This window comes from Cyanothece sp. BG0011 (genome assembly GCF_003013815.1).
Classification (GTDB): Bacteria; Cyanobacteriota; Cyanobacteriia; order Cyanobacteriales; family Microcystaceae; genus Crocosphaera.
The window spans coordinates 42,213-61,503 of record NZ_PRLH01000050.1; the positions used below are offsets into that span (position 1 = coordinate 42,213).

17 protein-coding genes and 1 pseudogene are annotated in these 19,291 nt (G+C 39.4%); 6 read left to right on the forward strand and 12 right to left on the reverse strand.

The window, feature by feature from the left end; all coding sequences use genetic code 11:
• Window positions 1-5: 5 nt before the first annotated feature.
• The gene (locus tag C4E06_RS07220; RefSeq protein WP_107667452.1) at window positions 6-785 is read right to left on the reverse strand and encodes a biotin--[acetyl-CoA-carboxylase] ligase; all 780 of its coding nucleotides are present in this window, start codon (window positions 783-785) and stop codon (window positions 6-8) included.
• A 103-nt stretch (window positions 786-888) separates the two neighbouring features.
• Here C4E06_RS07220 and C4E06_RS07225 point away from each other — a divergent pair, with 103 nt between their 5' ends.
• Window positions 889-1,785, forward strand: coding sequence for a metallophosphoesterase (locus C4E06_RS07225; protein WP_107667453.1), 897 nt, complete (start codon window positions 889-891; stop codon window positions 1,783-1,785).
• Window positions 1,786-1,996: 211 nt separating this feature from the next.
• Complete coding sequence (locus C4E06_RS07230; RefSeq protein WP_107667454.1) at window positions 1,997-2,335, forward strand: P-II family nitrogen regulator; 339 nt, start codon at window positions 1,997-1,999, stop codon at window positions 2,333-2,335.
• A gap of 23 nt (window positions 2,336-2,358) precedes the next feature.
• Here C4E06_RS07230 and rdgB read toward each other — a convergent pair whose 3' ends face one another.
• Window positions 2,359-2,934 (reverse strand): RdgB/HAM1 family non-canonical purine NTP pyrophosphatase, encoded by a 576-nt coding sequence (rdgB, locus tag C4E06_RS07235; protein WP_107667455.1) that lies wholly within the window; start codon window positions 2,932-2,934, stop codon window positions 2,359-2,361.
• 181 nt (window positions 2,935-3,115) lie between these two features.
• On the opposite strand from rdgB, the gene C4E06_RS07240 reads away from it, so the two are divergent.
• Window positions 3,116-5,656 (forward strand): ATP-binding protein, encoded by a 2,541-nt coding sequence (locus C4E06_RS07240; RefSeq protein WP_198648392.1) that lies wholly within the window; start codon window positions 3,116-3,118, stop codon window positions 5,654-5,656.
• 489 nt (window positions 5,657-6,145) lie between these two features.
• Window positions 6,146-6,736, forward strand: coding sequence for a hypothetical protein (locus tag C4E06_RS07245; protein ID WP_107667457.1), 591 nt, complete (start codon window positions 6,146-6,148; stop codon window positions 6,734-6,736).
• A 15-nt stretch (window positions 6,737-6,751) separates the two neighbouring features.
• Here C4E06_RS07245 and dacB read toward each other — a convergent pair whose 3' ends face one another.
• The 8 genes from dacB to C4E06_RS07285 form a co-directional block, all read right to left on the reverse strand.
• Window positions 6,752-8,233, reverse strand: coding sequence for a D-alanyl-D-alanine carboxypeptidase/D-alanyl-D-alanine-endopeptidase (gene dacB, locus C4E06_RS07250; RefSeq protein WP_107667458.1), 1,482 nt, complete (start codon window positions 8,231-8,233; stop codon window positions 6,752-6,754).
• A gap of 95 nt (window positions 8,234-8,328) precedes the next feature.
• The gene (locus C4E06_RS07255; protein WP_107667459.1) at window positions 8,329-9,684 is read right to left on the reverse strand and encodes a DUF3370 domain-containing protein; all 1,356 of its coding nucleotides are present in this window, start codon (window positions 9,682-9,684) and stop codon (window positions 8,329-8,331) included.
• 121 nt (window positions 9,685-9,805) lie between these two features.
• Window positions 9,806-11,845, reverse strand: coding sequence for an FAD-dependent oxidoreductase (locus C4E06_RS07260; RefSeq protein ID WP_107667460.1), 2,040 nt, complete (start codon window positions 11,843-11,845; stop codon window positions 9,806-9,808).
• Window positions 11,846-11,992: 147 nt separating this feature from the next.
• A complete protein-coding gene (locus C4E06_RS07265; protein WP_107667461.1) occupies window positions 11,993-12,268 on the reverse strand; it encodes a hypothetical protein in 276 nt (91 codons plus the stop codon).
• Window positions 12,269-12,559: 291 nt separating this feature from the next.
• Window positions 12,560-13,618 (reverse strand): 3-deoxy-7-phosphoheptulonate synthase, encoded by a 1,059-nt coding sequence (gene aroF / locus C4E06_RS07270; RefSeq protein WP_107667462.1) that lies wholly within the window; start codon window positions 13,616-13,618, stop codon window positions 12,560-12,562.
• Window positions 13,619-13,875: 257 nt separating this feature from the next.
• Complete coding sequence (locus C4E06_RS07275; protein WP_107667463.1) at window positions 13,876-14,343, reverse strand: SRPBCC family protein; 468 nt, start codon at window positions 14,341-14,343, stop codon at window positions 13,876-13,878.
• A 48-nt stretch (window positions 14,344-14,391) separates the two neighbouring features.
• The gene (locus C4E06_RS07280; protein ID WP_107667464.1) at window positions 14,392-14,931 is read right to left on the reverse strand and encodes a ComEA family DNA-binding protein; all 540 of its coding nucleotides are present in this window, start codon (window positions 14,929-14,931) and stop codon (window positions 14,392-14,394) included.
• A gap of 106 nt (window positions 14,932-15,037) precedes the next feature.
• On the reverse strand, window positions 15,038-15,448 hold the full coding sequence (locus tag C4E06_RS07285; protein WP_107667465.1) for an NINE protein: 411 nt from the start codon (window positions 15,446-15,448) through the stop codon (window positions 15,038-15,040).
• 194 nt (window positions 15,449-15,642) lie between these two features.
• Between C4E06_RS07285 and C4E06_RS07290 the strand changes: the two genes are divergently transcribed.
• Window positions 15,643-15,960, forward strand: coding sequence for a DUF1825 family protein (locus C4E06_RS07290; RefSeq protein ID WP_107667466.1), 318 nt, complete (start codon window positions 15,643-15,645; stop codon window positions 15,958-15,960).
• A gap of 206 nt (window positions 15,961-16,166) precedes the next feature.
• Window positions 16,167-17,355, forward strand: a pseudogene (gene lhgO, locus C4E06_RS07295) (L-2-hydroxyglutarate oxidase).
• On the opposite strand, the gene C4E06_RS07300 reads toward lhgO, so the two are convergent.
• A complete protein-coding gene (locus C4E06_RS07300) occupies window positions 17,352-18,161 on the reverse strand; it encodes an A24 family peptidase (RefSeq protein ID WP_107667467.1) in 810 nt (269 codons plus the stop codon). The pseudogene lhgO and the gene C4E06_RS07300 overlap by 4 nt on opposite strands.
• A 53-nt stretch (window positions 18,162-18,214) precedes the next feature.
• Window positions 18,215-18,838 carry an IS607 family transposase gene (locus C4E06_RS07305; protein ID WP_107667468.1) on the reverse strand — a complete coding sequence of 208 codons (624 nt, stop codon included), beginning with the start codon at window positions 18,836-18,838 and terminating at the stop codon, window positions 18,215-18,217.
• Window positions 18,839-19,291: the final 453 nt, after the last annotated feature.

A 19,291-nucleotide genomic window follows, 5' to 3' on the forward strand; every position in this document is an offset into this window, starting at 1 on the left:
TTCAGTTAGGGTATCGACTCCCCTTGTGGATAACCAAGGGATAGGGTTCCTGGGGGTAGAGTGAGGGTGGTTTTGGACCCTGGGGACTGCAAAGAAACCTTTAATTCTCCTTGAGTGCTAACACCGATGATAGTTCCTGTTATACCTTCAATGATAACTTTACGCCCGACACTATCCAATATTTGTACATAATTTCTCACTAAGTTATCCACCCCCTCTCTCAGATAATTGTCATAACCCTCGAAAACCCCATTAATGGTAATAGCGGACAAAGTTTCTAAACAATCGATTTCGTGGGAGTTACCATAAGATTGAATAGTAATGCCAGGATCGGGAACTGGATTATCCCAATTAATCCCCACACCAATGACAGCGTGGGTAATCATCTGGTTGTGAATGCGGGTTTCGCTTTTAATTCCCCCTAATTTGCGTCCTTCTAAAATTAAATCGTTGGGCCATTTTAATTGTACCGGGAGTCCATAACGACGTAAGTTTTGGGCAATACCCCAGGCAGTAAAAAGGGTCAGATGAGGCGCATTTTGAGCTTCAAGGTTGATGTCTAGACCAATTGATAAATAAAGACCTCCGGCATCGGAAACCCAGTTTCTCCCCCATTGTCCTCGTCCTGCGGTTTGTTGAGAGGCGATGGCCACGACTGGGAAAGGGTTCCCCTCTCCTAAAAGATCCCAAACCACTTGATTAGTAGAGGTTACGGTTTCAAAAAGATGCAAGGGATAGGAGGGTTGTTTTAAATAAGTGGTCATTTTTCTGGGATCAAGTGTCATATCTTGCACCTTCGAGAGAGTCAAAAAAAGAGGGAATCGGTCAGAATATTTTTGGTTGAAGCTAAATAAAAAAGAGACTTTTGCCTTTTACCTGGAAATTATTATGAAAAATCTAGCTCATAAAGCTAAATATACGACTTTAGGAATCGTTGGCATCATCGTTTTATTGATTATCTGGAGTTTTATCGAACCTCGCATTCTTAATATAGAAAATGAAACAGCAAAAATTCCTAATTTACCTCAATCTTGGTCGGGTAAACAAATAGCACAGTTGTCAGACTTTCAAATTGGATTATGGGGTGATAATCGCGGTACGGCTAGGGGCAGCGTTGCTAAGATCCTAGAAGCTAAACCAGCGATCGCTTTAATTAGTGGTGATTTTGTTTATCATCCGGGTTCTAATATTGAATCCGAGATCGAAACCGCAGTAGACATCGTCCGTCCTTTGGTCGATGCCGGTATCCCTACTTATGCAGTGCTAGGGAATCACGACTATGGTATGAGTAGCAAAAAAGCCCAACCCTCAACCGAACAAGCAGAAAAATTAGAAATAGCCTTAGAAGAGGCCGGTATCCAAGTTTTAAGAAATGAAGCCATTAGACTCGAACTCCCTAATAGTAATGAGCCGTTATATTTAGTGGGTGTGGGTTCTTTATGGGCCAGTAGAGATAATGTTAAGCAAGCACTCAATGCGATCGACAATAATAGTCCCAGAATTGTGATGATGCACAATCCCGATACCTTCGAGCAGTTTCCTAAAAATTCAGCCCCCTTTGCCGTAGCAGGCCATACCCATGGGGGACAAGTGCGTATTCCAGGGTTCCCTCAATGGTCCTGGTTGAGGTTTACTCAGAAAGATAAAGTCTATGCTGATGGTTGGGCCAAAGGCTTTGGGACATCGGGTAATCAGCTTTATGTTAACCCTGGTATTGGTATGAGTATCGCGCCCATACGCTTATTTTGTCCCCCAGAACTCACCTTTTTTACCCTGGAGGGTTAACCCACACCCCCCCTGCCCCTAACCCCCCCTGCCCCTAACCCCCCCTGCCCCTAACCCCCCCTGCCCCCCTTATAAAGGGGGGTGTGGGGGGTGTGGGGGGTAAGGAGGGATTGACCAATGCTTAAAAATCTTAGGGTTTATGGTCAAGTTTCCCATGATTTCTATCTATAGTAGACAACGAATAAAGCTAGATTACGAGGAGTAACCCACTTTGAAAAAGGTAGAAGCGATTATCCGACCCTTTAAACTAGACCAAGTGAAGATCGCTTTAGTCAACGCTGGAATTGTTGGTATGACAGTTTCTGAAGTTAGGGGGTTTGGACGACAAAAAGGACAAACCGAACGTTATCGCGGTTCTGAGTACACTGTAGAATTCCTCCAAAAACTGAAGGTGGAAATTGTTGTCGAAGATCATCAGGTGGACATGGTGATTGAAGAACTGACAGCCTCTGCGCGGACAGGAGAAATTGGAGATGGCAAGATTTTTGTGTCTCCTGTGGACCAAATTATCCGCATTCGGACTGGAGAAAGCGATCTCGAAGCGATTTAAGGGTTCCGAGGACTTGGGATCTCCTAAGTCCTCTGTTTTAATTGGGGTAGGAGAAGGGCAAAGGCTTGACCCCGATGAGAGACATCTCGTTTCAGTTCCGGTGTCATCTGGGCAAAGGTTTGCTGGTATGGGGGAACATAAAAAATTGGATCATAACCAAACCCTTCGTTTCCTTGAGGGGTTTTGAGGATTTCCCCTTGACAAATGCCTTCGCTTTGTAGGGCAATGGAACCATCAGGACGGGCTATGGCGATCGCACATACAAATTGAGCCTGACGATTGTCCTGATTGCCTAACTCGTTTAATAATCGTTCAATTCTTTCTTGATCGCTGTTACCATATCGGGCAGAATACAGCCCCGGCGCACCATTGAGGGCTTCTACCGCTAACCCGGAATCATCGGCGATCGCCCATTCCCCTAGACGTTTGGCCACTTGAGAGGCTTTGAGACAAGCATTCTCCATAAAGGTTGTGCCGGTTTCTTCGATGTCGATTTCGGGGGGTTTAAGGTGCAACTCCCAATCTAATCCCGTTAAATACTCTTGCATTTCTTGCAGTTTTCCCGGATTACCAGTAGCAACGATTAATTTTTGCTTCATGCTTCTTGCTATCTTTGAGAATTGTTTATATTAAAGAGAGACAAGATTTTTATGACTCGATTGTTAAGAAAAGACCACAAAGTCTCTTATTATAATCTATCCCTCATTATTTTCTTCGCTAATTACAAAAATTGTATGATAATTATCAACTCTTTAGCCTAAAAGTTAGATATTCTTAATCATGTTCTTTATCCCTTGGTGGAATATGTTAACCCATTCTTCTATTCATTCTCATGTTGCCAATGATACAAAAAAGATGGACAGTAATTTCAAAAGTCTCACCAATGCTCAAAGTTTGTCTGAACTGTTACACCATATCTTTTTAGGCATTTCTTCAGCCAATGAACAGGGTTTTTTTGAATCATTGGTGTTTCATTTAACTCAAGTTTTACAAGTAGACTATGCTTTTATTAGTCAATTAGAAAGTGATGATTCTGCTATGACTTTAGCCGGGTGTTTTCGGGGGCATAAATGTGATGATTGTGTTTATCAATTAAGTAATACCCCTTGTGAAATTGTCATCAAAGAAGGCAAATATGTTTGTTATGATAATATTAGAAAAAAATTTAAAGATGATAGTTTACTTCAAAAAAATAATATTGAAAGTTATATAGGGACAGCTTTATATAATCAAAAAGGAGAAGGGATCGGCTTACTTTGTGTTATGAATTGTTCTCCCCTTAAAAATACCAAAGTATTAACCAAAATTATTGATATTTTTGCCATCAATGCTGCTAGAGAGTTAGAAAAAATGCAAGCAGAGACGGAACTTGAAGCCATTAACAAAAATTTAGAAAAATTAGTCAAAGCAAGAACAGATCAACTTGAAAAAACCAATAAAAACTTACGGCAAGAAATTCAACGAAGAATCAAAATAGAATCTCAATTAATCAAGCAAGAAAATCAATTTAGAGATTTGGTCTATAATATTGATAATGGTATTATTATTGTTAATAAAAAAGGAAAAATTAAATTTGCTAATCCTGCGGCTACCAAGATTTTTGAGCAACCCTTACGAAATTTATTAGATTATGATTTTGGCATTCCTATTATGAGTAATAAACCAGATAAACCCGTAGAATTAGAAATTATTAAATCTAATCAGAGAACGGGTTTAGTAGAAATGAATGTCACCCTAACAGAATGGGAAAACGAATCGGTTTATTTGGTTTCTTTTAGAGAAATTACCGCTAGAAAAAAAGCAGAAGAAGCCCTAATAAAAGCTAAGAAAGAAGCGGATTTAGCCAATCAAGCAAAGACGGAATTTTTAGCAAGTGTGAGTCACGAACTTCGCACTCCAATGAATGCAATTTTAGGATTTTCTGAACTTCTCAAGTTGAAATTGAAAGTAGATGAACCGAGTATTTATCGATATGTTGAAACCATTTATAATAGTAGTCATTCCCTGCTATCTTTGATTAACGAATTACTAGACATTAATCAAGTTGAAGCGGGAAAAATAGAACTAAATTATCATCCTTTTTCCCTTAGAAAACTTATCAAAGAAACCGTCAATCTTTTTTCTAATCAAGCCTCACAAGGACAAGTTGATTTATCAATCAATATTCAAGATAATGTTCCTCAATTAATTGAATTTGATTCTTTACGATTACGTCAGATTTTAGTCAATCTTATTGGTAATTCCTTTAAGTTTACCACAAGAGGTCATATTAAAATTGTTGTTAGTATTGAAGACTTACACAGTCAATACTGTACATTAAAAATGATTATAGAAGACACAGGAACTGGTATAAAAGACGAAGATAAGGAGCGAATTTTTGAAGCCTTTACCCAAAGTAAAGGACAAGATAATTATCGGTATGGAGGTAATGGTTTAGGTCTATTTATTACCCAAAAAATAACGGAATGTTTAGGGGGAGCGATAACCCTAGAGAGTGAATGGGGAAAAGGATCTACTTTTACTGTGACTTTTCCTAATGTAAAAATTATTGATTTAACAGAAAAGACTCAGGGAAAGTCTTATAAAAAAACTCTTCACGATCTTGATAAAATGACGATTTTAGTCCTTGATAGGGTTCCTGCCCATTGTGAATTAATTGAGGGTTATTTTGCAGGAAGCAAACACAATTTATTTTTTGCCAATGATCAAGAAATAGCCATTAATTTAGCCAACCATTATTGTCTTGATGCCATATTAATTAACTTCTCTCTTCACAATATTGATAATAGTCTAGAAACATTAGAACTGTTAACCAGACAAAATACAATTAAAAATATTCCTATCATTGCCATGACAGATGTTCCGCTAAACATCAGAGAAAATCACCCAAATCTTTTTGAAAGAATTCTCTCTCAACCGCTTAACTATTGTGATCTTGTTGAGGTTTTCAGTAATATTTTAGTGCAGAAAGCAGAACAACAAAGTCAGATAAAATTTACCCTCACAGAATCCGACTATCAAAAGATTAATAATTTATCTGAGTTATTAGAAGAACTACAACAAATAGAAGATAATTCCTGGAACTTAATGCGTCGAAGAATGATCTTATCGGAACTGCAAAAATTTTGTGATAACCTCGAACAATTAGGACAGACTCATCATTGTCAAATGCTGATCAACTATAGCAAAATCTTAGCCAATCATATTCATATCTTAGATATTGAGCAGTTATCGAATACCTTAGAAAAGTTTCCGCAAATTAGAGTAAATTTAATCAATTATGCTGATGAGATCAACAGAGATCGGAACTCTAGACCCTAAGTTTACTTCTATTGGGTAAGGAGGTTTCCTACTCCTTGTAGGGAATGCTCTTGTCACTAAAAATCCCTATGTACCCCTTTTGATCAACCTCTGAGGTAGTTTTTTTAACCTTAAATGACTATCTCTTGTATCATCAGGGGTTTTCCTTAGACTGACATCTTGCACGCCTTACAAAATAACTTGATGGCTAAGAAAAAGACAGTCAATGCTCAAGCAGTTAGCCTTAAAATAAGATACTTTTGCCTGTCTTGGTGAGCGTTCCCTTGCGCAGATGCGAAGGCGCGGGGTCTCACCGCTCTTGCCTTTTGCCTACCCCCCTGCCCCTTACCCCCCCTGCCCCCCTTATAAAGGGGGGTGTGGGGGGTGTAATCGAAGGTGCAAGATATGAGTTAGATATCAATGAATCTTGAAATCGTATCAAAACGGCCAGTTAGAGAAGAAATGGAGCCTTACAATAGAAAATGATAGAGAATCTGAAGATGAGGTGCTATGCTCTCACAAATTGTGCGTCCTTTGGTTAACACACAAGTCCGTCTTTTAGCCAACTCTCACACCACTCAAACCACCTTAGTAGAAACCATCGCTCGATGGTTAGGTTATATTGGGGTTGAAGCTCAAGTGACTAAGTTATGTCCTGAAAGCGATCGCATCCATGTGGCCTTAAGAGTGGGTAAACCGGATTCTTGTGATGATGGAGACTGGTGTCGTATTTTAAATAATCTGCGATCGCCTGATCCCCAGGAAAACAATCGTGTAACCTCTTCACATAACTTTCATGAGTCTCATCAGCTACAAATTGCGCGATTATTAGCTTATTTAATTCAAGTCAGTGATCCCCACCAAGAGATTACTTGGCCAGAAATCGAACATCAATTAGTTGCTTTGAATCTTGATGATTCTATGTTATCGGGGATTAAATCCGCTCTTAAAGTGCCTCAATCTCCCGATTTATTAAAAAGGGTTGACCCCGATATTGCTGCTGTCACTTTTCCCATTGCAGTTAAAATTGCTTGGTTTGATCAAGAAATTAATTCCCACGAAAATCATGCGCTTTCTGCTTTATTAACAGCGATGAAATAGACTACAGTTATTTTATCAACACTGTTTAATATGTCCTAACTTAATAACAATTTGGTCAATAATAGTTCTTAATTCTGATGGGGGTAAGTCGGATTGATTAACCATAATACTAAAAGCTAATTGCTCATAATTTCCAGGTTCAATATACCCTGATAAAGAAGATGATCCCGACAAAGTTCCTGTTTTAGCTTGTATTTTTCCTTCTACAATGGTATCTTTAAACCGATTTTTTAGGGTTCCATTCGTCCCCCCTATGGCTAAAGAATTACGATACATTTTAGCGTCTGGGGTTTTGATCATTAAGGTGAGTAAGTTAACCAATGCTTCCGGGGTGACTAAGTTATGACGAGATAACCCCGAACCGTCTTTTAAGTGATATAAATTCGGCTCTAATCCTAATTGAGTCAGAATTATTTTTAAGTTATCAATCTTACTATTTTCTATCTTATCATCTCTCAAAAGATTAAGCAAGCTTTCTGCATATAAATTATTACTTTCTTGATTGGCTTTTGTGATCATTTCTTGTAAAGAACTTGATTTAATTTCTATTATTTTGGCTAAATTATCCCTTTCACTATCCCCATAACTCACCTCAGAATTAATAATAGTGATTCCTTCTTTTTCTAAATAAAATCGTAGGGAATCTAAAAAATATTTTCCTGGGTTAACCACTGCCATTCCGAAAGGATCAGGATCAGAATTGCTGGCTAAACTTCCAGTAATGGTTAATAAAGGTGCTTCAAAATTACGATTAATTGAAACAGAATAAGGACTATTTTCTTCACCTGTTATAGTTTGATTGTTAACTTTCCATTGTTGTCCTGCAATGGAATCAGACCATTGTATTGTTAATTTTTCTCCTAATTTTTGAGGATTTAAGGTTAAAATAACAGCATTTTCATTGAGAATTAAACGATTAACTGATGGTGCATAATAAAACTGAATATCTTCCCATTCCCAAGTAGAATTGATAACTTGCATTGCAGCAGAATTATCTTCTACAATTAAGTTTTCAATGCGTTTAATTCCTTGAGTTTTTAACTGTTTAGCAAGGGTTTCTAACTGTTCACTCTTTAAGGTTGGATCGCCTTTTCCTACAACTTTTAAAACGGTTAAATTAGGAGATGATCCCGAAGCATAGACAGGGGTTTTTATTTGATAATTAGAGTCATATTGAATCAATACTGCTGCTGTGGTTAATAGTTTAACAGTAGAAGCAGGAATAAAATATTTTTGAGAATTTAACTCATATAACGGGGTTTGCTTATCTAAGGTTTTAACTAAAATACCCCAATGCGATCGCTTTAATTTTTCCTTGTTTAAAATATCATCTATTGTTGGTTTCAAATCAGTTTCACAAACTGACGTATTTTCTGTATTACTATTTATATTAGAATTGACCTCATTGGCTTTCAAAGGTAGATAAGATGTAAAAATAAAGGATAAAATCAAACCAAAAATTCTTATTTTTTTCAAATTTAGATAATAAAAATTCATTCGTTTTTCTCGAAGTTAGTTTTCAGCATGAGGTCTAAAGTATTTGCTTCTTTATCCACTGCACAATACAAAAATGTCGAACTTACGTTTATAAATTAAGGCTCAAACGAGGGGTCAGTTCTGATAGTTAACACTTGCGGGGGTGTAGCATCAGGAGGATAGAGAAAATCTAAGCGAACCAGTCGCCATCTTTGGGAGGGAATAGTTTGATGCACAAGGGGTTGACCCATCTGACCCCGATGTTGTACCAGATGAAAAAAGCGAGTTTGCCAAGTTGCCGCCTCATCAATGTAACCTACTCGCACTGTTCCTCGGAAAAAAACTGATTTAGGGGTGGGCGATAGAAAACGCAATTCATCAGTTATGCTGTCTTGTTTGAGAGGGGTTTGTACGCTGATGGTCACGTTTTGCTTCTGTGGAGTGGGGTTGTAGAGGGGAATTGTCACGCTATATTGTACCCCGTAATTCCCATGAGATTCGTAAGCGGTATCAGGATAACGGACCATCAAAGGTGCGCTTTGGACTTGATTCGTGCCAAAAGTTCCTCCCTCAAGGGTACTTAGTCCATAAGAGAGACTTTGTCCAACTTCTGGGATAGTCAGATATCTTTGACCATTGGTTAATCTAGCATACCAAACCGAACCTCTAGAGACTCCAGCAACTCGTCCATAGATTAACTGATTATCTTCAGGGCGTGAAGGGGGGCGATCGCGAGGTGTTACTAATTCTCCTGAGACCAACAGCGTTTCCCACTCCTCTAGAGTTGGGGGGCGTTCTTCTCCTGTGTTCTCATCGATGGGGGCAAACTTCGCTAAACTAGCCGCATAAAGGCTGCCATCAGTTTTGAGCCGAAAATAAGCAGAACGTCCATTTAATGGAGGCTCAAGGTCTTTGACAGGAATGGGTAAATTGAGTAACATTCGGCTTTCTTTTGGCGGGATAACCAGTTCCGGACCAGAGATTTCTTGACGAGTTTCTCTGAGGATCTCTCCCATGACTCGACTCCCAGGCCCAGCATAAACTGTCCCTAATGGATCTTCTACTTGAGGAGGTAATTCAATAAAGGGAGCATCGGGTTGGCTTAGATAAGTCGCTCCTTGTAGAATATTGACAGTAACAGGAGTTCTTGTGGGGTTATGGAGAAGAACCCCTAAATATAAGGTTCGTAAATCCTCTGGATTGGGGGCAGATGCCACATGATGGGCAAAAACGTCAAACCGCCTCACAAATAAATAGTCTAAGTGTGCGCTGCGCTCTCGTTTTCCTAAAGGGGGAAAGGTTGAGAGTAAAATCCCTTCTTTTTGAACTAATTCAGGACTATTGCTATTGAAAACAGGAATATGATTAAGTCTCCCAGGAAGGGGACGAACCTCTTGCGGTTGGACAATTTCTTGAGGGGGTTGATTTTCTATTGGGGAGTTATTAGCCAGAAAGAGCGGTAAAAAGACCATTTCTAATTGTATTGTTCCTTATTGTAACTTGTCGTGCATCATTAATAATTGATATTAGTTCTTGTAAGGTGGGCAATGCCCACCCTACTTAGTTCTATGAGCTAGATATATTAATAACTAATTATCTCCAATCCTCCCAATCATTATTAAAGATAGACGTATTAGGAAATGTTGTCGGATTGTTGTTAGCATCTAATTTTTGTCGTAAATCTTGTAACTTTTTCGAGCGAAAAATGGGTTCTTCAACTAATTGATAGGGTAAAATTTGCTCATCAATAGCAAAGGCCGCAGTCGTTCCAGCAGCAGCCCCGGAAGACCATTCAAACGAGTGTACCCGATAAGCGGCTGCAGCAATATGACTCACCGCAATGCTCTTCCCCGTTACCAGCAAATTATCGATGTTTTGAGGTAACATAGCCCGTAGAGGCACTTGGAAAGGATAAGCTTGACCTTGACCCATTCTTTCCCCTTTCCGCTCCGTATTCCCTGGTTTTTCCGCGGGATATTCCGTCATACAGGGATGAAAATCAATGGCATAATGACCAATACCCACAGAGTCAGGATAAATGGTCGATCGCTTGCGTCGAGTCACTTGTTCAGGAGAAGCATCCCCACTGAGGATCTTAAACCCTTCTAACCCGGCTAAAGCACCGTGTAAGCGACGATAGGTATCAGGAGAGAGGGTATTTTTATAATAATCATCTTGATAGTTGCGACGAGAAATATCAATTTCATTGACCATAAACCCATCTGCGTAAATAAATGATTCCCGGCCAATAATGCGCCTTGCTTCACGCATATAGGGATATTTCGATAACCCGTGAACCGTTCCCATGGGAGAGTCTAAACCGCTTAAATAAACATGATAGGGGTTTGGGGTTTTTACCCCCTCTCCTAACTGGGAGTCAGTGGTTCCCACCACTAACCAATAAAAATAACCGATAGAATGTTCTTCCCCTTTTCGTAAGGTTTCGGTCCGTAACCCCCCCATCCAGTTGCCGGGTTCGAGTTGACCCATTTCTTCTAGTTGTTGACGGGTATAAATAAGGTTATCTCTAGACGTACCGGGACGATAATCATTCCCCCAGGTCCAGTTTTGCATGGAAATGTCTCCAGGGGTGGGAACGGTGAAAGTCAGACCCCCAAAGGTCTTTTGCTCACCCTGTTGGGGACTCCAAATACGACGATAAGTATAGACTAAATCAAAATCTGCTAACCGTTCGAGTTCATAACTATAGTAAGGGGAATATTGAAGGTAAAAATCAGGTAATTCATAGGTTTGCCGCTCTTCGGTGGTTTCCATGGCAAAGGTATAAGTAAACCCTTGGGTGCAATAGGGATCACCCGTGGCACTCGAAGAAGAGGGTTCTAAATAGGAACGGGGATCGATCCCTAAACGGTAGGGAACATCCGCTAAAGCGATAATTTCCCCGGTTTCTGTGGCTTCTATGACGTACCAATCAGAGGGTTCAGGTTTATCATGAGGCTTGGGAATAAACTTGATAATGGTTTTGTTGAATAACTTAGAATCTTCGTAGGTGTAAGCATCCTCGATGGTTTGGGAGAGGGGATAGGTATTTAAGGGGGGTGCGCCTTCTCTGGGGGTATGTTGAATGGCGATCGCACTCATGATCTGTTTTCCCGTTCCCCCGTTGGGATTTTTTTCGATGGTTAAATCTTTGATCACCGTTGAGGGGAACCAGTTAAGTTGTCCTCCTCCCTTTTTAGCGGCATCGTCTAACATGGCCTTGAGAATTTTATGACCATCTTCTGGCAGAAAACAAGACTCACTCACCCAACAGTCCCCGGGGTTAAGTTCCCCATAATAGTCTTTAATGCGTTCCCGTAATTCTAAATAACCCCGTGGATAGATTAACTGCGATCGCTGAGTAGGACGCTCATCTAGGGCCGAAGTTCCCTGAGAGGAGAGTTGTCCCCCAACCCAGTCAGTGATCTCGGTCAAACAGACGGTTTTCCCTGCCAATAAGCCCTCATAGGCGGCCGCTGTTCCTGCTAGTCCGCCCCCTACGACTAATAACTCACATTCTACGGTTTTGTCGGGGTTACGAGGGGGAGTAGCTACCGTTAAAGGAGTCATCATTTGCCACATCACTAAGGTTAACGGAAGGGTTGAAAAATAGCGACGGATACGATTGAGCATAATCTGTGAGGAAGGGTTATCTAGATGATGAAGTAGCCTTGGTGTTATTTCTTATGTCTGCCATCGGCTCTGATTAGTTCCCTGAACAGCGTTAAACCCCGTCGTAACTGACGGGGTTTAACAAAATAGTTTGGCCTGATTTCAGACTTAATCAATTTTTTCGAGTTGCCAAAGAATTTGATTTCCTTCTCGGCGAACCCGTGAAACAACCCAATTACGCCAAGACCAATGATCGCCACGACTGGTGACCGCACTGGCATTGATGTCCATTAAATCCGCTAATTCTGAGCTAGTGATTAAATAACCCTTATCAGCGATTTCATCAGCAATGCGTAGGGTTTCAATCAGGTTTTGAATTTCAATGACTCTCTCTTCACGGGAGAGATCAAAGTCTTCAATTGTATTGACAGATGAGTCAATCATAATAGTATCAACTTAAAATTGCAAAAGGGTGGTCTTGAGTAAACTATAAAGAAAGTCGCTAAGATTTCACGAATCTTGCTACTGTTTATCATAGCGACTTTTTGATAAAATATCAGTAAGGCTAGATTTTTTTTATCAAGAATGATTGACTTATATATTGATCTAAATCTTTATTATAAATTTCTAGGGGATTCTTGCCGAATAAAAAAGCTACCCTAATTGAATGTGGCATCACTTCTTTTTGTCTGGCTAAAACGCATTTTAAATGCGTTTTAGCTAAAGCCCATCACTTTACGCTAAAGCGACTTCTACTTGCGGCCAACGATTAACGGTGTTACCGATAATCGATAAATCTTGCATCACACGGTCAAACTTATCGGGGGTCAGAGATTGGGGTCCGTCGGATAAAGCTTTTGCCGGGTTAGGATGAACTTCTATCATCAACGAATCAGTTCCAGCTGCGATCGCCGCCGCCGCCATGGCGGGAACGTAATCGGATTTTCCGGTGCCGTGACTGGGGTCGATCATAATCGGTAAGTGAGTTAAAGACCGTAATACCGGCAACACTGATAAATCTAAGGTGTTACGGGTGTATTTGCCGTCAAAGGTGCGAATCCCTCTTTCACAGAGAATAACACGGGGGTTCCCTGCGGCCAAAACGTATTCAGCGGCCATTAACCATTCGTCGATGGTGGCTGACATTCCCCGTTTGAGTAAGACGGGTTTATCTTGGGCCCCGACTTTTTTGAGGAGGGAGAAGTTTTGCATATTTCTCGCGCCCACTTGAACCACATCCGCCACTTCAGCGATTTTGTCTAAGTCCGCTGCGTCCATGACTTCTGTAATAATGCCGAGTCCACTGGCTTCTCTAGCGGCTGCTAATAATCCTAACGCGCTTTCTCCGTGGCCTTGGAAAGCGTAGGGGGAAGTCCGGGGTTTATAGGCCCCACCCCGTAAAAATTTTGCTCCGGCGGCTTTGACCCGTTTGGCGGTTTCGACGATCATGGCTTCGTTTTCCACTGAACAAGGACCGGCCACCACGGCAACGGGATGATTTTTACCCACGGCCACTGGGCCATCTGGTGTCTCAATAATCACTTCGCTATATTCTCCGTGACGGTATTCCAAACTCGCCCGTTTGAAAGGTTGTTCGACCCGTAGAACATTTTCTATCCAAGGGCTGATTTCTTGGATTTGTAGGGGATCTAGGGAAGCGGTTTCTCCTACCAGGCCGATCACGACTTTGTGTTTACCGACGATTTTCTCAGGAGTTAATCCCCAATCTGTAAATTCCTGGTTAATACGTTCAATTTCATCTGCTGGTGAACCAACTTTCATAACAACGATCATAATTTGTTTTCCTCTAGGGTCAATGATAGGGGGTGTTTGGATTTTGTTCTTTTTGTTTCCCTTGTGAGTCAATTAAATAACCCGTAGGTATATTCACCTTCTGGGTTATTGATAATACTATAATAATAATTGATTTTCGTTTCATTTATTAACTAATTCTTTAATAACCCGTTATCCGTTGTCAGTGACCTGTGACCTGTGAACAGTTATCAGTTATTAACCCTTTAGAAGTTAGCCTTAATTTTACCTTGTTGATTCTATCTTCTCTCTTCTCTGTGTTCACTGTTTAACATTTTTTGAGTGATTTCGTGACGATAACTAAACATATCTTGCAGACGAAAGTCAACCCACCACCCAATTAAAATTTCTACAATTCTACCCCCAGGAATTTCGTATTTAATTTCGTCGGTTAATTCTGTTTGATCGTTTTTTGGAGTAAATTGATGACGGTGTTCCCAAGATTTCAAAGGACCAATTTCTTGGATATCGACAAATAAATAGGGCTGATTACATTCAGTATGACGGGCTAACCAACGAATGGGAATAAACCCTAACATCAATTGGAATTCTGTGATAGCACCCATATCTAACCCTCCTTCTCGTTTGACAATTTTAACGGGTTGCCACGGTGGGGTTAAAATATCTAAAACATCAGGACGTTCGTGAAATTCCCAGACTTTTTCTATGGGGGCATCAATGAGGCTTGTTTTTTTAAAGGTTAACATTTTTGATTGAAAAGGCAGGAGGATTTTAAAGCTAGTTTGAATCCGAACTTAAAAAGTAATATAGTGCATTAATTCTTCTATTATTGTAGCATCTAATTGCAATCTTTTTTGTAAATCAATTAAATTTTTATATTTTCCTTTTTCTTGGCGATCGCTGATTATTTTTTGGATAATATTATTAGAAATTGTCGGGATTTCTTGCATTTTTGCTGAGGTTGCTGTATTAATATTTATTTTTTTCGGGTTGATTAAACTATCGGGATCGTAATAAGAAAAGGTTAAAATTGGCTTTAAGGGTTGGAGACGGGATAGGGGAATATTTAAGGCTGCCGCCATATCTTCTATGGATAAAATTTCTACCCCTGTTTGTACTAATTCTACCAAATTTCTAGCTTGATGAATTGAGATCCCAGGTAATCTTAATAAGTCGTCGATAGTGGCTTGCGTTATATCAATTTTTATCCCTAACTCCGTTGCGATCGCAATTTCTTCTAGGGACTGAAACCGATAAAAAGGATCACTTTCTATTTGTTGACGAAGCTTTCTTTTACGAGGATTAAATTGTTGAGAAAAGGAGCTAAAAACCATGATTTTAGGAGTTAACGAGTCAATTTTTTCATGAGAATCAATCCTTATCTATTCTGTTAGTACAAATTTTCTTAGCCTGATATCATACACTTTAATTAATCACTGTTTAATTAATTCTATCTAACAATTTACGGCGTTTTTGTTCAAATTCGTAGTCGGAAACTAACCCTTCTTCTCGTAGTTTATCCAGTTCCCGTAACCCTTCAGAAATGACATTGACTTGTAGGGGTTCTATGTGTTGCTTATAGACTGTATGAGGATCACTTTCTAAGTTGTTAAATTGATCATTAAACTGATCGGCTCCCTGTATAAAATACCATACCGCATCAATGGCACAAGCAATAGTGGGTATGGGAGTATTCCATAATAATAAATAAATGACACCCCATAGGGGTTGGCCTAAGTAAAATTTATGCACACCAGCGATCGGCCACGGTACAATAGTAGAGACTAAAGCGAGGATGATCCCCACTTTACGGCTTTTTGGGTGATTTAGTAGCTTTTCCAATTGTTCCATTGGGGTTAAGCAGATGGATGGACAAAACCAGTCTACTGTAAAAGACGGTTTCAAGCAGGGACAGTTCCCAGGGGTTTAGGGTGAAACTGAAAGAGGATACGGTAAACCGTAGTTTTCAATCTGTTTCAACTGCTTTACAATTAAAAGTGTTTAGCTTATAGTCAATCGTAATTAATAACATAGGGAAGATAATCATGGGATTTTTTGATTCTGAAGTGGTTCAAGAAGAAGCTAAAAAGTTGTTTGAAGATTATCAATCTTTGATACAATTAGGAGGAGAATATGGTAAATTTGACCGTGAAGGTAAAAAGATTTTCATTGATCAAATGGAAGCCCTCATGGACCGCTATAAAATTTTTATGAAACGGTTTGAATTATCAGAAGATTTTATGGCACAAATGACAGTTCAACAGTTAAAAACTCAGTTAGGCCAGTTTGGGATGACTCCCCAACAAATGTTTGATCAAATGAATATGACATTAGAACGGATGAAGTCTGAAATTGAAAATTAGGTTTAAGTTTTTACTGAAATCAAAAATCATTTAAACTATAAAACATAAAGATAGTAAACATAAGTTAGGTTGAGGAACGAAACCGAAAGAAAACCCGTCATAACACAAGAATGTGGTGGGTTGAGACGGATTATTATATTTTTGCAATATACCTCAATGATAGCCGTCTAACCCAACCTAACACTAAACTTAAGCCTAATAAAATTATGTATGATTTTGCTGTTATCGGTGGAGGTATTGTCGGACTTTCCACGGCCATGATGTTAGGAAAAAAGTTTCCTGATGCGTCATTAGTTATCATTGAAAAAGAAAGTAAAGTAGCGTTTCATCAAACGGGCCATAATAGCGGCGTTATCCATTCTGGAATCTATTATAAACCCGGCAGTTTTAAAGCCAAGTTTACCCGCGCCGGTAGTCAGTCAATGGTGGAATTTTGTCAAAAACATGATATTCCTCATGAGGTGTGTGGTAAAGTTATTGTTGCCACCCAAGAAAAGGAGTTACCCCTATTAGATAATCTCTATCAACGGGGGTTAGAAAATGGTCTCCAGGTGAAGAAAATACCCCCCGAAGCAGTGAAAGAAAAGGAACCCTATGTGAGTTGTTTAGCTGGAATTTACGTTCCTACTTCTGGCATTGCTGACTATAAAAAAGTATGCGAAAAATATGCAGAAATCATTGAACAACAAGGGGGAGAAATTCGGTTTAATACTAAAGTGTTGAAGATAAATAATAGTAATAATTATAAGTTTTTAGAAACCAGTCAAGGGGAGATTAAAGCCAAATTTATTATCAATTGTGGGGGGTTATATAGCGATCGCCTGGCGCAACTGGATGGAGTGAACCCCCAGGCAAAAATCGTCCCCTTTCGCGGTGAATATTATCAATTAACCCCCGAAAAAACGCTATTTAGTCAAAAGTCTCATTTATCCCGTTCCTAACCCAGCCTTTCCCTTTTTGGGGGTGCATTTCACCAAAATGATCGACGGAACCATTCACGCTGGACCCAATGCGGTGTTAAGTTTGAAACGGGAAGGGTATAAAAAGACAGATTTTGATCTCAAGGAGTTTGCTGAGGTGATGGCCTATCCTGGGTTTTGGAAACTGGCAGCCAAACACGCCGATGAGGGGATCAAGGAAATTGTGCGATCGTTTAGTAAAGCTGCTTTTGTTCATAGTTTACAGCAATTAATCCCAGAGGTGACGGATAACGATATACTCCCTTGTGAAGCCGGGGTACGGGCCCAAGCTTTGCGGAGGGATGGTCAGTTAGTGGAAGATTTCTTAATGATCCAAGATGAACAGTCTTTGCACGTTTGTAACGCACCGTCGCCGGCCGCCACTGCATCCTTAGAAATTGGTAAATATATCGTCGCACAAATTCCGTCCCATTAGCTGACGGGAAAAAAGAGACGAATATAAGTGGAGATCATGGTTTCTCCCCAAAATAAACTTAACATGGCACCCAAGGCTAAAAACGGACCAAAGGGAAAGGGATGACGGCGATCGATAAATCCTAAGATCATTCCTCCCATACCAAAAATAGAACCCACTAAACAAGCTAAAAAACTGGTGACTAACAGATATTTCCACCCTAACCAAGCTCCAAGCATGGCAGCTAACTTAGAATCTCCTCCCCCTAAGGCCTGTTGACCTAATACTAATGTACCCCCCAAACCAATGAGATCAAATAACCAAATTCCTAACACTGCACTGACAACACCAGTCATCAAATATTCAGGGGTTTGCGCCACTTGCCAACCCATCACCCCTTGAAAGATCAACCCTAATACTAACCCTGACTTGGTTAAGACTCCTGGTAAGGTCATGGTATCAAAATCAATCATGGATAAGGCCACTAACCAACTGATCAACACCCAATAAGCGAGGGTTGCAAGGGTAAATTGATATTGCCAAAAGACGAAACAAAATAATAGACCGGTAACCCCTTCTACCAAAGGATAACGCATGGAAATGGGCGCACGACACCACCGACAGCGGCCCCGTAACCATAACCATCCTAACACTGGCACATTCTCTGTTTTTCCTAACCGGTGTCCACAATGGGGACATCGAGAAGGAGGATGAATTAAGGAGAGTCCTTCGGGTAAGCGATAAATAACAACATTGAGGAAGCTACCAATGCAAGCACCGAACACAAACACAAAAGGAAGGGTAATGACCGCAGTTAATAAATCCATATTCATCCTTTGACTCGTTAGTTATTAATTATCGGCCACGGGTCACTCACTGGTCACTGGTTACTGGTCACTGAATACTTGAGTGTGATTTTTTCCACTTCTTCTAAAAGTTTAGCATTAGTTGGATGATGAAGACCATACAAACGATCTTTGAGTTGGGTGACAATTTCGTGAAAATCTTCGGTAAAATCATCTTCCATACTTTCAGTTTCTGAACAGTTAATAATAATAACTTGTATTTCAAAAAATTCACAAAGCGTAAAAATTAAATCATCCCCTAACCTGAGTAATTTATTTTTTTGGGTTAGTATTAATCTTTCTACTTTTTGATTACAAATTAATTCAAGTAGCCGTCTTAACCCTTCGTTTCTATAATTAACCCCACTGCCAATGTCTTTAATTACTTCGTAATTCCAACCATAAAACTGACAATAACTCTCTAAACAATTTACTTGTTTGTCTAAGTCTTCTAGGGATTGTTTGTAATTAATTCGACAATAGCAAATTGTTAATAAATCCGAGTTCAATGTGTGGGATAATTCCTCAAGGTTGAACCTTCGATGTCCCCCTTGAGTTCGATAAGATTTAATTTTCCCTGCTTTTTCCCAACGACGGAGGGTTTTAGGACTGACTCCTAAAAATTGAGCAGCTTCTTTAATGGTTAAGATATCCTTCATGAGTCTTTTCTCAAAATAGGTTTAGATCAAGTTAGCGTATGAAAAATAGAATCACTCATATGAATAGATTAGGGGCTTATAACTCTCTTAACTCTATTATAAAAGATTCAATCTTGACTGATTTATCGAATTGTTAAAAGTGTAAAATTTGACGCTTTCTTTTTTTAGCTTTTTCATTTTATTTTCTTTTTTGAAACAATGACTCTAGATCAAATCCACTGCTTTATTGATAAATATTATTTATATTGTCGGCTTCAAGGGCTTTTTTGTATAACTTTGTATAACTTTGTCTAAGTTTGGACAATTTTTTATGGTAATTTTTTTCAGCACTAATTATTAATTATACGTTACATTGTGTTAGAAAAAGATACAAATTTAAGATAGATTAAGATTTTAAACCAAATAAAAACAATCTTGATAAAAATACTTGACTTTTAAAATTTCTTTCGTTAT

Bases quoted from the DNA above. Each gene is read 5' to 3' on its own strand.
- C4E06_RS07220 (WP_107667452.1), bottom strand. From the start codon at position 785: ATGACACTTGATCCCAGAAAAATGACCACTTATTTAAAACAACCCTCC.
- C4E06_RS07280 (WP_107667464.1), bottom strand. From the start codon at position 14,931: ATGGTTTTTAGCTCCTTTTCTCAACAATTTAATCCTCGTAAAAGAAAG.
- C4E06_RS07225 (WP_107667453.1), top strand. From the start codon at position 889: ATGAAAAATCTAGCTCATAAAGCTAAATATACGACTTTAGGAATCGTT.
- C4E06_RS07260 (WP_107667460.1), bottom strand. From the start codon at position 11,845: ATGCTCAATCGTATCCGTCGCTATTTTTCAACCCTTCCGTTAACCTTA.
- C4E06_RS07290 (WP_107667466.1), top strand. From the start codon at position 15,643: ATGGGATTTTTTGATTCTGAAGTGGTTCAAGAAGAAGCTAAAAAGTTG.
- C4E06_RS07265 (WP_107667461.1), bottom strand. From the start codon at position 12,268: ATGATTGACTCATCTGTCAATACAATTGAAGACTTTGATCTCTCCCGT.
- aroF (WP_107667462.1), bottom strand. From the start codon at position 13,618: ATGATCGTTGTTATGAAAGTTGGTTCACCAGCAGATGAAATTGAACGT.
- C4E06_RS07275 (WP_107667463.1), bottom strand. From the start codon at position 14,343: ATGTTAACCTTTAAAAAAACAAGCCTCATTGATGCCCCCATAGAAAAA.
- C4E06_RS07285 (WP_107667465.1), bottom strand. From the start codon at position 15,448: ATGGAACAATTGGAAAAGCTACTAAATCACCCAAAAAGCCGTAAAGTG.
- dacB (WP_107667458.1), bottom strand. From the start codon at position 8,233: ATGAATTTTTATTATCTAAATTTGAAAAAAATAAGAATTTTTGGTTTG.
- C4E06_RS07255 (WP_107667459.1), bottom strand. From the start codon at position 9,684: ATGGTCTTTTTACCGCTCTTTCTGGCTAATAACTCCCCAATAGAAAAT.
- C4E06_RS07245 (WP_107667457.1), top strand. From the start codon at position 6,146: ATGCTCTCACAAATTGTGCGTCCTTTGGTTAACACACAAGTCCGTCTT.
- C4E06_RS07300 (WP_107667467.1), bottom strand. From the start codon at position 18,161: ATGGATTTATTAACTGCGGTCATTACCCTTCCTTTTGTGTTTGTGTTC.
- C4E06_RS07305 (WP_107667468.1), bottom strand. From the start codon at position 18,838: ATGAAGGATATCTTAACCATTAAAGAAGCTGCTCAATTTTTAGGAGTC.
- C4E06_RS07240 (WP_198648392.1), top strand. From the start codon at position 3,116: ATGTTCTTTATCCCTTGGTGGAATATGTTAACCCATTCTTCTATTCAT.
- rdgB (WP_107667455.1), bottom strand. From the start codon at position 2,934: ATGAAGCAAAAATTAATCGTTGCTACTGGTAATCCGGGAAAACTGCAA.